The following is a 14303-nucleotide window of genomic DNA, read 5'->3' as shown; positions in this document are numbered from 1 at the left end:
GCTACGGGCGCGCCTCTGAAGGCCGCACCCGGGTACGGATCGACGTACTCGGGTTCAGCCGTTCAGCCTTTGGGGCGTTCAGCCGTTCGGGTATTCGGCTGTCGGACATTCAGCCTTTCAGCCTTTCGGACGTCCAGGCGTCCAGGCGTCCAGGCGTCCACGCGGTCAGGCCTTCCGGCGGAAGGCGTCGACGTTCTCCGAGGCCCACTGCTGAAACGGCCGGGCCGGTGCTCCGGTGATCCGTGAAACGGTGTCACGCACCCTCAGCAACTCGTCGTTCACGTCTCCGCCGGTGACGTCGAGCACCGCGTCGGCGGCCTCCGCCTGCGCGTGGGCCTCCCGGCGGCTGATCCCGGCGAACGGAACCTCCCGGCCCAGCGCCGCCGCGATGGCCGCGACCTGCTGGCGGGCGGTCACCGGCTCCGGGCCGGTCAAGGCGTACGTGTGTCCCTGGTGGCCGGGCTCGGTCAGCGCCACCCGTGCCACCGCCGCGATGTCCGCGGGATGGATGGTCGGCAGCGCGGTGTCCGGGTACGGCGCGCGGACGGTCTCGTGGGCACGGACGGCAGCCGCCCACATCAGGGCGTTCGAGGCGAACTGGGTCGGCCGCAAGATCGTCCAGGCCATGCCGCTCGCCTTGAGCAGCTGCTCGACCGCCAGGTTCTCGGCCGCCGGGCCGAGGTGCGGGTGGGTCCGGACGGTGATGGACGACACCAGTACGACGTGCTCCACCCCCGCCTGCCGGGCGAGGTCGAGGACATCGGCGTCCGGACCCAGACGCGACACGAGAAACAGCGAGCGCACCCCGGCCAGCGCGGGTCCCAACGACGCCGGCCGCGTGAAGTCGCCCTCCACGGCCTCGACCCCTTCGGGGAAACCGGCCCGTGCGGCATCGCGGGTGAGCCCTCGTACCGGGCCGACACCGCGGGCGAGCAGTTCTTCCAGCAGAGCGCTGCCTATGTTTCCGGTGGCTCCGGTCACCAGGATCATGAGCGTGTCCCCCTTCTTCGGATGAGCAACCGGACGACACGCTAGAACCTCGATCATGCTTGAGGTCAAGGCGCCCGGCCGGACGGCGTCGGACGGTGCCGGACAGCGTCGGGCGGCATCGGACGGCGCCTGATGGCGTCGAAGGGTGACGTCGGCGCCTGATGGCGTCGAAGGGGAAGACCGAGCGGCAGCCCTGCGGGCGGGCCGGATGCGAGCCGCTCCGATCGAAGAACGGCCCGGCTCCGAGGGCGGCCCGTCGCCCCTTCGGCGACCCGTCTACCGTTGAGCCGTGACATGGGACGAAGCCGAGTACCTTGACTGCCTGCACTCCGAGCGGCATGGCTACGCCTGGGTCATGCGGCAGCACGGCGGGCTGACGCCCGAGGAGGCCAGGGAAGCCGCGCTGGAGCGCTACCCGTACCAACCGGCCGAGGCGCCGTACCGCGGGCTGATCTTTCACGACGAGGCATGGCACTGGGCGATGCGGGCGATCCATGGGGACCGGTACGCGGCGGACCACCCCGAGCTGGTTCATCCCTCGCCCGACTACCAAGCCCTTGAGTGGCCGGTCGACGAGCACGGCCGCACACCGAGGTGACTCCGCGACCGCTCCCCGGGATCCGCGCCGGAACCGATGGGATTGCCGCGCCGCCCGGACGTCGCGTTCGAGGCCGTGGGCGACGATGATCCGGACTGCCGACTGGCGGCTTGAGCCCAGCCGGCGACGTCTTTGACGCCGACCTGGTCGTAGCCGCGCTCAAGGAAGAGCTCAAGTGCGGCGTCGGCCGGAGACCGGCGGGTCTGGGCCTTCTTGCGCTCACGGCGCCCGGTGCGGTTGTTCGACGACTGGGACGAGAGCCTGCGCTCGGCCGCAGGGCCGTGCGCAGTCGCCGAGTGCCGGCTTGCGGGAGCGGAAGCGCTCCTGGAACGCGCCTGATGGCGGAGTCGGGCAGAGGAACTCTCGAAATGCCCTCTTGGAATGCCCTCTTGGAATGCCCGGACCGCCGACCTCTTCGACAGCGGTGTCCGGCACTGGCAGGCTGACCCCATGCGGATACCCAGACAGGCAGCCAGAGTCGCGGTCCTGGACCCGGAGGGGTCGATCTTTCTGTTCCGGTATGACAACGAGGAAGTCGGTGTCCACTGGGCGATGCCCGGCGGCGGGATGGATCCGGGCGAGACGCCGGGACAAGCAGCCGAGCGTGAGCTGTGCGAAGAGACCGGATGGACCGATATCGAGCTCGACGGCACCCTGCTGTGTCTTTGGGAGCACGACTTCACCCGGGCGGGTGTCCCTGTCCGCCAGCACGAACACATCTTTCTGGCGTACGGCCCCCGCCGAGATCCGGTCGGCGATCTCGCCGCCTCGCATGCCGCGGACAAGATCCTCCGGTGGCGCTGGTGGTCGCCGGAGGACCTGTCCGGTGGCACCGAGCCGCTGTGGCCGCCACAGCTGCCCGAACTGCTCGCCGACGTACGGAAAAACGGTGCACCGGCGACGCCGGTGGACCTGGGCTTCGTCCGCAGCGGAACGGACCGCACGGGCTGACCGAGCGCGTCCTCAGGAGACCTGTCGACCGCCGACTTCGGCGGTGTGGCCGCGCCGGTCCTCGGCTGCGGCCCGCCGCCGCATGACGGCAGCACCGATGTGGATGCCGGGAATGCGGGCGAACGAGCAGGGCTGACGGGCGCGCGTCTCACAGACCAGGATGCACCGGGTCGCCGGGGACGCCCTCGGTGATCAGGGGGGCAGGGGAGTCGCGAGAGCGCGGGGTGAGAACAGGTCGGGACCGCTGTAGTCGCCGATGTCCTGTGACCGCCACCAGCGGAGACCTCTGATGTTCGCGGCGGCGAGCTGATCACCCGTCATGGCGCCGCGTGGGTGGAACGACGCGGCGCGGACAAGGAAGTAGTCGTCGACCACGCCGTCGTAACTCTCCGCATGCCCGGGAGCGACGACTTCTTGGTGCCACACATGGGGCGGGCCGGTGCCGATGGCCAGGCCCACCTCTTCGTGCAGCTTCCGGCGTAGGGCTGCGAGCGGGGTTTCCCCGACGACTCGCACCCGGCCAACGACGAATCCCGGACCCGGACCCGGGCCACCAGGGGGTGTCCGACACGTGAGCGCCGGACACCGCGACGCCGCGGGCATGTGCCGGACACCCCCTGGGAAGTGTTCCGGGCCCCGGGGTCAGCGACCGGGCCGGGCACCCACCCCGAGGAAGCGCAGCACGGCCAGCACCCGGCGGTGGTCGGCGTCGTCCCTGGAGAGATCGAGTTTGGCGAGAATGCTGTTGATGTGCTTGGCGACCGCGCTCTCGCCGACCACGAGTCGGGCGGCGATGCCCGCGTTGGAGCGGCCCTCGGCCATCAGGGCGAGTACCTCCCGCTCACGGGCCGTCAGCCGGTCCAGGGGGTCGCTGGACCGGCGCACGAGCAGTTGGGCGACGACCTGCGGGTCCAGTGCGGTTCCGCCGTCCGCCACCCGCCGCAGCGCGTCGACGAACTCCTCCACGTCGGCGACACGTTGCTTCAGCAGATATCCCACACCGCTGGTGTTGGCCGCGAGCAGATCGGCCGCGTAGCGCTCTTCGACGTACTGGGAGAGCAGCAGCAGGGCGGTCGACGGCCGGCTGCGGCGGATCGACAGGGCCGCGCGCACTCCCTCGTCGGTGAAGCCGGGGGGCATACGGACGTCCACCAAGGCCAGGTCGGGCCGGTGCTCCTCGACGGCGGTCAGCAGCCCCTCCGCGTCGCCCACCTCCGCGGCCACCTCGAAACCGGCCATTTCCACGACCCTGACCAGCCCCATCCGCAGCAGCACGGAGTCCTCGGCGATCACCGCGCACCGTCTGCCGGTCCCGTCCCGTCCCGGACCGGTGGTGTCACTGCTCAGCTCTGGCACGGCAACTCCACACTCACCATGGTCGGTCCCCCCACGGGGCTGCTCATCCGGAACGTTCCGTCGACCGACCGTACGCGCTGGGCGAGCCCCGTGAGGCCGCTCCCCCCGAGGGGGTCGGCTCCGCCCAGGCCGTCGTCCACGATCACCACGCGCAGTATTCCGCCCAGCAGGGTGACCGTCACATCCGCCCGGGTCGCCTCCCGCGCGTGCTTGGCGACGTTCGCCAGCGCCTCGGACACCACGAAGTAGGCGACCGCCTCCACCGCCGGTGCCGGTCGTCGCGGCAGGTCCGCCCTCAGCCGTACGGGGAGCGGGGCGCGGGCCGCGAGTCCCGAAAGGGCGGCGTCCAGACCGAGTTCGTCCAGCACCGCGGGGTGCAGGCCGCGTACCAGATCGTTCAGCTCCTCGATGGCCTCCATCGCCTCCCGGTGCGCCGCGTCCATCACCTCGCGCGCCTCCGGCGGCAGATCCACCAGCGTGGCCCTGGCCAGGCCCAGGTTCAGCGCCAGCGACACCAACCGCTGCTGCGCGCCGTCGTGGAGATCCCGTTCGATGCGCCGCCGCTCCGCGTCCGCCGCGTCGACCGCGCCGGCCCGGCTCTCGGTGAGGTCCTGGACGCGTCGCGCCAGATCCTCCTTCCCGCCGGGACCGAGCAGGGCGGGCCCCACCCGGCTCTCCAGGCGTACGAGGGCGGCGGCCGCACCCGGTACGGCGAGCAGCACGAGCAGCCCCGCCAGGGAGACGTACACCGCCCGGGTCGAGTAGCCGAGGTGCTCGATCCGCCACTGCCAGGGCAGCGCGTACACCCACACGGTGGCCAGCGACGCGACCACACCGGTCAGCAACAGCCCGACCACGATCCCCTCAAGTGTGCCGAGCACCACCCCGGCCAGGCAGTGGTAGCCGATCCGTCGCCACGGCCGGTGCCGTCCCGAACGGCGGATGCCGATGCCGAGCAGCGTCCGGAAGCGCCAGTACTGGGTGGCCGTCAGCCCCGGCACGCAGAACGCAGCCAGCACCAGCACGATCGCCAGGGCCACCGGCGCGTTGCCGTCCCTGCCCTCGACCGTCTTCCACGCGAGGCCGAAGGCGATGAACAGTACGACCCCCATGGCGAGATGGAGCGGCACCCCCAGCGCGAGGAAGGAGACGTCTCGGACCAGGCGGGTGAGCGTTCGCCATGTCCGGGGCGGGATCTTCATCGTCCCACCGTAGGCACCCGCCCCGGGGCGCGCCATGAAACTGCTGTCCGTCCCTGGGGTGCAACTGGTGCCACCTCAGGAGGGAAAGCGGTGTTACTGACTCCGGCCGGTCGACATCGGAGGGTTGGTCGTGAGCCCGGAACCGGGCACACGACACCCGAAGGGAAACGCAGTGACCCTTGCCGCTTTCGGCCCACGCCTTCCCGGAGGCGGTTGCCGTACCGCCGACGCCGCCCGGGGCGCCGCCGCCCCTCCCGGCCGTGCCCGCCGCCGAAACGGCCTCGTGCTCACGGGCGCGGGCCTCGCCCTGCTGCCCTGGCTCGGCTACCTCGCCGGCTCCCTGCCGCCCGCCGAGTCCGCGGCCTGGGTCGCCCTCGACGCCCTGGAGGCCCTCGCGCTGCTGACCGCCGGTCACCGCCTGCTGCGGGCGGACGACCGTCACCGTGCGCCCGCCGCCGCGGCGGCGGTGCTCCTTCTGGCCGACACCTGCGTCGATCTCGCCACCGCCGCCCCCGGGGCGGAGCTGGCGGTCGCCGTCGCCATGGCCGTGGCCGCGGAACTCCCCCTCGCGGCCCTGTGCGCGGCGATCGCGCTACGCGGACACCCGTGCGCCGCCGGTCCGGACGGCTCGCACACGAAGGCTCCGGCGGACAGTCAGTGACGAGCCGCCCTCGCGGTCCCGCGCCCGCGCCGCCGGACTCCGCGCCACCTGAACGAACCTGGATACCCGCTGCGGGAGAGGGCCGGCCAGGACGTCGCCCCGCGGCCCGGACGCCATCCTCTCCCCGGACCTCGTCCAGCGTGCCTTCACCGCGCCCGGACCCGAACGGCTGTGGGCCACCGACCTCACGACGGTCCCCACCGACGAGGAACCGCTGTTGCTCTCCGCGATCCGCGACGCGAACTCCCGCCGCGTGGTGGCCGGGAGACCTCCGCCCGCGCCGCCACCGGCCTCGTCCTGCCCTCGCTGGAATACGCCCTCGCCTCTCTCTCCCTCCCCCCCCCCCCGCGGTTCCGGCAAGGCCGGCACCAGGGCCCCCGCACGGTCTCGTGGCCGGGGCCGAGCCCAAACCCCTCGCCACATGTCGACGACGGTCTGAACACCCCTGGCCGTATGTGACCGCCGAAGGCCCTGATCGCACTGCCCCTGCGGCCAAAACTGGCCGTTTCACGGACGGGCAACAACTCGTACACGTATCGGCGCCACACTGATGAACCATGCCCCCCTCACGCATCACAGCCAACAGCATCAGCCGCCGGCGTCTGCTGGCCGCCTCGGGCGCACTCGTCCTGACCGCCGCCTGCGGCTCCAACACCGGCCGGGCCGGCGGGACGGGCGATCGCCCCGCTCTCGACCAGTGGTACCACCAGTACGGCGAGGCCGGGACCGAACAGGCGGTGAAACGGTACGCGGCCGCGTACCGCAAGGCGGAGGTCACGATCGAATGGCGGCCCGGCAACTACGACCAGCAGACCGCCGCGGCGCTGCTGACCAAGAACGCGCCGGACGTCTTCGAGGGCAGTCCGACCCTGGACCAGATCCGGGGCGGACAGGTCGCCGATCTCACCGGCCTGCTGGACGGCGTACGTGAGGACTTCAACCCCGCGGTCCTCACGCCCAAGACGTACGAGGGCAAGGTCTACGGGATCCCCCAGGCCATCGACATGCAGATGCTCTACTACCGGAAGAGTCTGCTGGCCGCAGCCGGTGTCCGGCCGCCGCGGACCCTGGACGAACTGATCGACGCCGCGAAGGCCCTGACGACCAAGGAGGTCAAGGGCCTCTTCCTCGGCAACGACGGGGGAGCCGGTGTGCTCGGCGCCACCCCGCTGCGCGCCGCGGGCCTGGAACTGGTCACCTCCGGCGGAGCGGTGGGATTCGACGACCCGCAGGCCGCCCGGACGCTCGGCAAACTGCACCGGCTCCGCAAGGACGGTTCCCTGCTGCTCGGCGCCCCCACCGACTGGTCCGACCCGTCCGCCTTCCTCCAGGGCCTGACCGCCATGCAGTGGACGGGGCTGTGGGCCCTCCCGCAGATCGAGAAGGCGCTGGGCGACGACTTCGGCGTCCTGCCCTTCCCCCGCGACGGGGCGCACGGCAGGCCGTCGGTACCGGTCGGTGCCTACGGCGCGGCCGTCAGCGCGCACAGCGGGCACGTCGACGCGGCGAAGGCCTATGTGAAGTGGCTGTGGGTGGAACGGACCGACTACCAGGAAGACTTCGCGCTGTCCTACGGTTTCCACATCCCCGCCCGGATCTCGCTGGCGAAGAAGGCGGCCGGACTCGCCAAGGGCGCGGCGGCCGAAGCGGTCCACTTCACCACCGACCACGGCTCCGCGCAGCCCCTGCTGTGGACCGACCGGAGCCAGACCGCCTACCAGGACGCCCTGAGCCGGATCATCACCGAAGGCGCCGACCCGGAGGCCCAGATCAGGGCGGTCGTCGCGACGGCGAACGCCGAGCTGAAGCGGGTGCGGTCATAGCCCCCCGGACGGCTGCGGGGGCCAGAGAACCACTGGGACGGCGACTGCTGGGCCCCCAGAACCGCTACCTGTGGTTCTGGGTCTTCGTCGGCCCCTTCGCCGCCGGGCTCGCCCTCTTCACCTATGTACCGCTGCTGTGGAGCGTGTGGCTCAGCTTCTTCGACGCGCACAACACGGTGACCCCGACCGACTTCGTGGGCCTGGACAACTACACCGCGATCCTCGGCGACCCGGCCTTCACCTCCAGTCTCGTCACCTTCGTCGTCTTCTCCCTCTTCATCGTTCCGGCGACCTACGGACTCTCGCTCGCCCTCGCCCTGATGGTCGCCCGGCTGCGCTTAGCCCAGGCGTTCTTCCGTTCGGTCTTCTTCCTGCCGACCGCCTGCTCGTACGTCGTCGCCGCGATGATCTGGAAGCTGTCCATCTTCAACGGGGTGCGGTTCGGGCTGGCGAACACGGTGCTGGGCTGGTTCGGCGGCTCGGACGTCGCCTGGCTGTCGACCACCAGCCCGCCCTGGTACTGGCTGGTCATCGTGACCGTGCGGCTGTGGCTCCAGTCAGGCTTCTACATGGTGATCCTGCTGGCCGGACTCCAGCGGATCCCGCGCACCCTCTACGAGGCGGCGGCCGTCGACGGCGCCCGCCCCGGCTGGCAGGTCTTCAGGTACATCACGTTCCCGCAGCTGCGGGCGACCTCCGTCGCCGTGATCCTGCTCCTGGTGATCAACGCCTTCCAGGCCTTCGACGAGTTCTACAACCTGCTGTCGACGGCACGCGGCTACCCGCCCTACGCCAGGCCGCCCCTGGTGTACCTGTACTACCTGGCGCTGGGACAGGGCCAGGACCTGGGCCTCGGCAGCGCGGGGGCGGTCATCCTCGCACTGATCATCGCGGTCGTGGCGGTGGTACAGGCACGCTGGTTCGGCCTCGGACGCCAGGAGGACTGACGTATGCGACAGCACTCGACGGACCGGCCGACGGGCCTCTTGACGGCCCCCGCCCTCCGGCGGCTCGCGCGCGGACTGCGGCTCGTGCTGCTCATCGCGCTCGCCGCGCTCTTCCTCGTCCCGTTCTACCTGCTGGTGCGCAACGGTCTGGCCGCCGAGGCGGACATCACCGGGGCGGACTGGACGTTCTTCCCGCACAGCCTCCACTGGGGCAACCTGCGGGAACTGTTCGACGACAGCAGCGTCCCCATGCTGCACGCCCTGTGGAACTCGGCCGTGATCGCCGTCCTCACGACCGTCGGCACCCTGCTGCTCGCCTCGACGGCCGGATACGGGCTGGCCCGCATCGAGTACCCGTACGCGAACCAGGTCTTCTACGCGTTCCTGGTCACCCTGATGATCCCGGCCGCCGTCACGTTCGTCCCGAGCTTCGTCCTCGTGTCGTCGCTCGGCTGGATCTCCACCCTGCGCGGACTGATCGTCCCCACCCTCTTCAGCGCGTTCGCGGCCTTCCTCTTCCGGCAGTACTTCCTCGGCTTCCCCCGGGAGCTGGAGGACGCGGCCAGGGTGGACGGGCTCGGCCACTGGCGTACGTACTGGCGGATCGTCGTCCCCAACACACGGCCGGTCTTCGCCGCCGTGGGGGCGATCGTCTTCATCGGCTCGTGGAACTCGTTCCTCTGGCCACTGGTGATCGGCCAGCAGCGCGACTCCTGGACCGTGCAGGTCGCCCTCGCGACCTTCACCACGGCGCAGACGGTCAACCTGCACGAGCTGTTCATCGCGGCGGCCGTCTCGATCCTGCCCCTGCTGGTGGTCTTCCTGGTGCTCCAGCGCCACATCGTCGCGGGCGCGGAACGCTCCGGCATCGACGAATGACCAAGCGCCCGGGGCGCCGGCGCGGACCACCGCCCGCCCCGGGGTCAGCGGTCGACGACGTCCTCGCGGAGGCCGTCGCAGAACTCCCACCACGAGAGCGGCAGCCAGTCACCGTCGACGAAGGCATCGACAGTCGCGCCGCGACCGCGGACAGTCACCGCCGTTCCGGGCGGGTACGTGGTGCCGGACAGGCCGGGCACGGGGACGAGCAGGGTCCCGAGGCGTTGCGCAGCCACGCAGAGCCCTCCCTTTCCGATTTCGGTGCAATATCAGGGCAGTGGATATTCATCTATTCATTGCGATATTACCGGGTTGTCCATCTGCTCAAGCCGGAGAATCATGAGAGATGAGTCACGCGAAATACGGCAGTCGGGGGCGGGTGAAAAAGCGAACATCACCGAGCGGAGGTGGCAGCCATGAAGGCCGTCGTATACAAGGAACCGTTCACCGTGGCGGTCGAAGACGTCGAGAAGCCCACGATCCAGCACCCGAACGACGTGATCGTGAAGGTCACGTCCACCGCGATATGCGGATCGGACCTGCACATGTACGAGGGCCGTACCGCGGCCGAACCGGGCATCGTCTTCGGCCACGAGAACATGGGCATCATCGAGGAAACCGGTCCGGGCGTCACTTCGCTGAAGGCGGGCGACCGCGTGGTCATGCCCTTCAACGTCGCCTGCGGATTCTGCACCAATTGCGTCGAGGGATTCACCGCATTCTGTCAGACCGTCAACCCCGGCTTTGCGGGAGGCGCCTACGGATATGTCGCCATGGGGCCCTGGCCGGGCGGTCAGGCGGAATACCTGCGCGTTCCGTACGCCGACTTCAACTGCCTGAAGCTGCCTCCAGGAAAAGAGCACGAGACCGACTTCATGCTGCTCGCCGACATCTTCCCCACCGGCTACCACGGCTGTGAACTCGCCGGGGTCCGCCCGGGGGAGAGCGTCGCCGTGTACGGCGGCGGGCCGGTCGGGCTCATGGCCGCCTACTCGGCCCTGCTGCGCGGCGCGAAGAAGGTCTTCGTCGTGGACCGGGTGGCCGAGCGGCTGGAAAAGGCCCGCGAGATCGGTGCGGTTCCGGTCAACTTCGCCGAGGGCGACCCCGTGGAGCAGATCAAGGACCAGACCGAAGGCATCGGCACGGACAAGGGCATCGACGCCGTCGGCTACCAGGCGGCGGCGCGCGGCACCGGCCACGAGGAACCGGCGACGGTCCTGAACTCGCTCGTCGGTACGGTCCGGGCCACCGGGGCGCTCGGCGTGCCGGGCCTCTACGTACCGTCCGACCCCGGCGGCCCCGACGAACAGGCCAAGCACGGCATGCTGCTCGTCTCGATCGGCAAGCTCTTCGAGAAGGGCCTGCGCATGGGCACGGGGCAGTGCAACGTGAAGCGCTACAACCGGTATCTGCGCGACATGATCATCGAGGGCCGCGCGCAGCCGAGCTTCGTCGTCTCGCACGAACTGCCCCTGGACCAGGCGCCCTCGGCGTACGACAAGTTCGACAAGCGGATCGAGGGCTACACGAAGGTCGTGCTGCACCCGTAGCGGCAGGCCCGGCAGCGGCCGGTGGTCGCGGCCGCCGTGCGCGGGGCGGCGGCCGCCGGACGCCCGGGACGGTCCACGAGCCCGTGCGTGTCCAGGAGCGTCGGCGTCCGTGCTCTTCCGGGAAGCCCGTCGTCACGGCGGCCCCGTTTGGTAATCTGCGGCAATGGACGAGGTGTTGGACAAAGGGCCGTTCTTCCACGGTACGAAGGCCGAACTACAGGTCGGTGATCACCTCACCGCCGGTTTCCGTTCCAATTACCGGCCCGACATCGTGATGAACCACATCTACTTCACCGCCCTGCGCGACGGCGCGGGACTCGCGGCCGAACTCGCCGCCGGTGACGGGACACCGCGCGTGTACGCCGTCGAACCGACCGGCGAGTTCGAGAACGATCCGAACGTCACCGACAAGAAGTTTCCCGGCAATCCCACCCGCTCCTATCGCAGCAGGGAACCGCTCCGGATCGTTCGCGAGGTCACCGACTGGACGCGGCAGACCCCCGAAGCCCTCCAGATGTGGCGGGACCGGCTGGCCGCGACCCTTCAGGACGAGCGCGCCGAGATCATCAACTGAGCCCTTGAAGCGAAGAACGGAGCCGTTCGGCACCGGCTGGCGCTGAGGGCGGCGTTCCGGAGGTCAGGACGGGAGCCGGCGTCGGCGAAGGCGCAGCAGCACCCCGCCCACCGCCAGCGTCGCCACGGCGCCCGACACGGCCCCGATGGCCAGTCCGCCGCCGAACCCGGGCCCCTCGTCCGGCGCCACGCCCTCGTCCCGCTTCGCTACCGTCACTTTCGAGTGCAGGACGATCGCGGGATAGTCGCACACGTAGTCGCGGTCCTTTTCCGTCACGCAGTCGGCATTCGTGTGTCGGAGCGTGAAGGTCACCGGATACGTTCCGGGCTTCGCCGTCTTCTTGATCCGGCCCGCACCCACCCAGGCGCTCCCGGTGTCACCGAGCGCCGTGCCGTCGGTCAGCGCGGGACTCGACACCTCGACCGACGTCGGGTGCGGGTTGCCGGGGCGTTCCTTGACCGTGAGGTCCACCACCTCGCCGGATGCCGCGGGCCCACCGACGGAGTCGTACCCCTTTTCGGGAAAGGGGAGTTGATCGGCACGGGCCGCCCCGGCCGGTCCGAGCGACAACAACGGCAGGGCAATCGCGGCCAGTCCGCAACGGACGACGGACGAACGTGTGAAGTTGATCATATGCGTTTCCCCGTACCGGTAGTGGTTCTACGATCTTGACTGACCTTGACGCAGTCACGCCAGAAGGCTTGGTGTGCGTCGCTTTTCAGGTGGGGGAAATCCATGAGATTACGCAGAGCGCTGGGTACCGCGGCGGGGGCCGCGGCACTCATTCTACTGCCGGGCCTTCCGGCCATCGCCGACCAGGGCGAACCGACTCCTTCGGGGAACGTCACCCCGAGCATCCCGGCGGAGCGGCTGCCCGCTTCGCCGTCCGGCGTTCCGGAGCAGCCTTCCGTTCCGTCGGCCTCCGTCCGGCCGAAGGCGTCCTCCGTCTCGCCGACCCCTGCGCCGTCCGAGACGTCCTCCGAGCCGTCGCCCTCCGTTCCGGCGGAGGAGTCTCCCGTTCCGTCGACCCCCGTCCCGGCGGGCGGGGACGACGACGCGCGCGGGTTCACGCCCGCCGACGCCGACGACTACTGGACTCCGGAGCGCATGCGGGCCGCGAAGCCCGTCAAGGAGCAGGAGGCCAAGCACTTCCCCGTTCCGGCCAGGACGGAACGCGCCGCCAGCCGGCCGTTCGAAGGGCTGCCCGTCGTCGGCACCTTCTTCTGGAACGACGGCACCGAGACCGGCCGCTTCTGCGGCGGCACCGTCGTCAAGAGCCCCGGCAAGAACATCGTGATGAGCGCCGGTCACTGCTTCGACGACCAGGACGCGCGCAAGAACCTCGCGTTCGTCCCGCAGTACGACGACGGGAAGAAACCGCACGGCTCCTTCACGGTCAGGCCGGGGCGCATCTACGTCGACAAGCGGTACCTGGCCAAGGGCCCGGACGCCGCGGCCGACCTCGACTTCAACTTCCTGCAGCTCGAACCGCGCGGCGGCAAGAACGTGGAGGACGTCGTCGGCGGCGCCGAGCTGATGATCAACGCCGGGTACGACCACGACCCCGTCCGGCTCATCGGTTACCCGGCCAACCAGAAGCGCCCGCTGGACTGCACCGACAAGACGGTCCGGTACGACAGCACCGATCCCAAGATCCCGGGCAGCTTCCTGCGCATCGCCTGCGACAAGTACTCGGGCGGTGCCTCCGGCGGCCCGTTCCTCGTCGAGCGGGGCAGCGGCTGGGGCATCATCGGCGTCATCGGCGGCTGGAAGACGGGCGGCGACAAGGACGACATCTCCTACAGCTCCTACCTCGACGGCGACGCCAAGGCGCTGTACGACGACGCCGTCAACAACCGCCAGCCGGCGGGCCGCGGCGTCCTGGGCAAGGCCGAGACCTGGCAGCACGCCGACGTCATGGTGGGCGGCTACTTCACCGACGGCAACCCGGGATCCTGGGACTACTCCGATCTGATCGTGCGCTGGTCCGACGGCGAACTGACCCTGTACCGCGGCGCCGGGGAGGACGCCGACAACTTCGACAAGGAGATCCGTCTCGCCGCGCCCAACGACACCTGGAAGCACGCCGCGACCATGGCCGCAGGCGACTTCACCGGAGCCGACCGCGACGACCTCATCGTCCGGTGGACGGACGGCGAACTGACCCTCTATCCCGATGTCGACGAGAAGGGGCTCCACGAGGAGATACAGCTACAGAAGCCCAACGACCTCTGGAAGCACGCCACTTCCCTCACCGGGGGCCGCTACACGACCACCAACAAGTGGGCCGACGACCTCCTGGTCCGCTGGAGCGACGGCGAAGTCACCCTGTACACGGACGTCAACCGCGACGGCTTCCACGGCGAGAAGAAGCTCGCCGCGCCCAACGGCACCTGGACGCACGCCTCGACCATCACGTCGGGCGACTTCACCGGCAACGACCAGCACGACCTCATCGTGCGCTGGACGGACGGCGAACTGACCCTCTACAAGGACATCGACCAGAACGGTTTCCACGGCGAGACCCAGGTCAAGAAGCCCAACCGGCTCTGGACGCACGCCACCGTCCTGGGAGCCGGTGACTACACGGAGAACCGCCACCCGGACGACTTCCTGGTGCGGTGGTCCGACGGCGAGGTGTCCATGTACCCGGACGCCGACGAGAGCGGGCTGAGCCGCGAGATCACGCTGGTGTACCCGCCCGCGTAGGTCCTCCTGCCGATGGGAGAAGGGCCTTCCCCTCCGGGGAGGCCCTGCTCCGCGTTCGCCCTC

Annotated in this window: 15 protein-coding genes and 1 pseudogene; 9 read left to right on the top strand and 7 right to left on the bottom strand. The window is 70.1% G+C overall.

The window, feature by feature from the left end; translation table 11 throughout:
• Positions 1-165: 165 nt before the first annotated feature.
• A complete protein-coding gene (locus ACFVFH_RS28495) occupies positions 166-990 on the bottom strand; it encodes an SDR family oxidoreductase (RefSeq protein ID WP_383773775.1) in 825 nt (274 codons plus the stop codon).
• A 289-nt stretch (positions 991-1279) separates the two neighbouring features.
• Here ACFVFH_RS28495 and ACFVFH_RS28490 point away from each other — a divergent pair, with 289 nt between their 5' ends.
• Positions 1280-1588 carry a hypothetical protein gene (locus ACFVFH_RS28490; RefSeq protein WP_383773773.1) on the top strand — a complete coding sequence of 103 codons (309 nt, stop codon included), beginning with the start codon at positions 1280-1282 and terminating at the stop codon, positions 1586-1588.
• A gap of 104 nt (positions 1589-1692) precedes the next feature.
• Here ACFVFH_RS28490 and ACFVFH_RS28485 read toward each other — a convergent pair.
• Positions 1693-1821 (bottom strand): annotated as a pseudogene (locus ACFVFH_RS28485) (TetR family transcriptional regulator); the annotation flags it as partial.
• Between the two features lie 217 nt (positions 1822-2038).
• On the opposite strand from ACFVFH_RS28485, the gene ACFVFH_RS28480 reads away from it, so the two are divergent.
• Positions 2039-2539, top strand: coding sequence for an NUDIX hydrolase (locus ACFVFH_RS28480; RefSeq protein ID WP_383773771.1), 501 nt, complete (start codon positions 2039-2041; stop codon positions 2537-2539).
• A gap of 192 nt (positions 2540-2731) precedes the next feature.
• Here the strand turns inward: ACFVFH_RS28480 and ACFVFH_RS28475 are convergent, their stop codons facing one another.
• The 3 genes from ACFVFH_RS28475 to ACFVFH_RS28465 form a co-directional block, all read right to left on the bottom strand.
• Complete coding sequence (locus tag ACFVFH_RS28475; protein ID WP_383773769.1) at positions 2732-3055, bottom strand: hypothetical protein; 324 nt, start codon at positions 3053-3055, stop codon at positions 2732-2734.
• Positions 3056-3181: 126 nt separating this feature from the next.
• Positions 3182-3832, bottom strand: a complete 651-nt coding sequence (locus tag ACFVFH_RS28470) for a response regulator (protein ID WP_383774084.1) — start codon at positions 3830-3832, stop codon at positions 3182-3184.
• Positions 3833-3882: 50 nt separating this feature from the next.
• Positions 3883-5097: a sensor histidine kinase gene (locus ACFVFH_RS28465; RefSeq protein WP_383773767.1), complete on the bottom strand. Its 1215-nt coding sequence runs from the start codon at positions 5095-5097 to the stop codon at positions 3883-3885.
• Positions 5098-5269: 172 nt separating this feature from the next.
• Between ACFVFH_RS28465 and ACFVFH_RS28460 the strand changes: the two genes are divergently transcribed.
• The 4 genes from ACFVFH_RS28460 to ACFVFH_RS28445 all read left to right on the top strand — a co-directional run bounded on the left by ACFVFH_RS28460 (position 5270) and on the right by ACFVFH_RS28445 (position 9407).
• On the top strand, positions 5270-5758 hold the full coding sequence (locus ACFVFH_RS28460) for a hypothetical protein (RefSeq protein ID WP_383773765.1): 489 nt from the start codon (positions 5270-5272) through the stop codon (positions 5756-5758).
• 557 nt (positions 5759-6315) lie between these two features.
• A complete protein-coding gene (locus ACFVFH_RS28455) occupies positions 6316-7581 on the top strand; it encodes an ABC transporter substrate-binding protein (protein WP_383773763.1) in 1266 nt (421 codons plus the stop codon).
• 32 nt (positions 7582-7613) lie between these two features.
• Positions 7614-8528 carry a carbohydrate ABC transporter permease gene (locus ACFVFH_RS28450; protein WP_383774082.1) on the top strand — a complete coding sequence of 305 codons (915 nt, stop codon included), beginning with the start codon at positions 7614-7616 and terminating at the stop codon, positions 8526-8528.
• Between the two features lie 3 nt (positions 8529-8531).
• Positions 8532-9407, top strand: coding sequence for a carbohydrate ABC transporter permease (locus ACFVFH_RS28445; protein ID WP_383773761.1), 876 nt, complete (start codon positions 8532-8534; stop codon positions 9405-9407).
• 44 nt (positions 9408-9451) lie between these two features.
• Here ACFVFH_RS28445 and ACFVFH_RS28440 read toward each other — a convergent pair whose 3' ends face one another.
• On the bottom strand, positions 9452-9643 hold the full coding sequence (locus ACFVFH_RS28440) for a hypothetical protein (protein ID WP_383773759.1): 192 nt from the start codon (positions 9641-9643) through the stop codon (positions 9452-9454).
• A gap of 180 nt (positions 9644-9823) precedes the next feature.
• On the opposite strand from ACFVFH_RS28440, the gene ACFVFH_RS28435 reads away from it, so the two are divergent.
• On the top strand, positions 9824-10957 hold the full coding sequence (locus tag ACFVFH_RS28435) for a glutathione-independent formaldehyde dehydrogenase (protein WP_383773757.1): 1134 nt from the start codon (positions 9824-9826) through the stop codon (positions 10955-10957).
• Positions 10958-11120: 163 nt separating this feature from the next.
• Entirely contained in the window at positions 11121-11531 is a 411-nt protein-coding gene (gene arr, locus ACFVFH_RS28430) for an NAD(+)--rifampin ADP-ribosyltransferase (RefSeq protein WP_383773755.1), read from the top strand.
• A 63-nt stretch (positions 11532-11594) separates the two neighbouring features.
• Here arr and ACFVFH_RS28425 read toward each other — a convergent pair whose 3' ends face one another.
• Positions 11595-12164 (bottom strand): hypothetical protein, encoded by a 570-nt coding sequence (locus tag ACFVFH_RS28425; RefSeq protein WP_383773753.1) that lies wholly within the window; start codon positions 12162-12164, stop codon positions 11595-11597.
• Positions 12165-12266: 102 nt separating this feature from the next.
• Between ACFVFH_RS28425 and ACFVFH_RS28420 the strand changes: the two genes are divergently transcribed.
• Positions 12267-14240, top strand: coding sequence for a trypsin-like serine protease (locus tag ACFVFH_RS28420; RefSeq protein WP_383773751.1), 1974 nt, complete (start codon positions 12267-12269; stop codon positions 14238-14240).
• Positions 14241-14303 lie beyond the last annotated feature (63 nt).

It is taken from the genome of Streptomyces sp. NPDC057697 (assembly GCF_042799335.1).
Taxonomy (GTDB): Bacteria; Actinomycetota; Actinomycetes; order Streptomycetales; family Streptomycetaceae; genus Streptomyces.
Note: the sequence above shows the minus strand (reverse complement) of the source record. Positions and strands in the feature narration are given on the sequence as shown.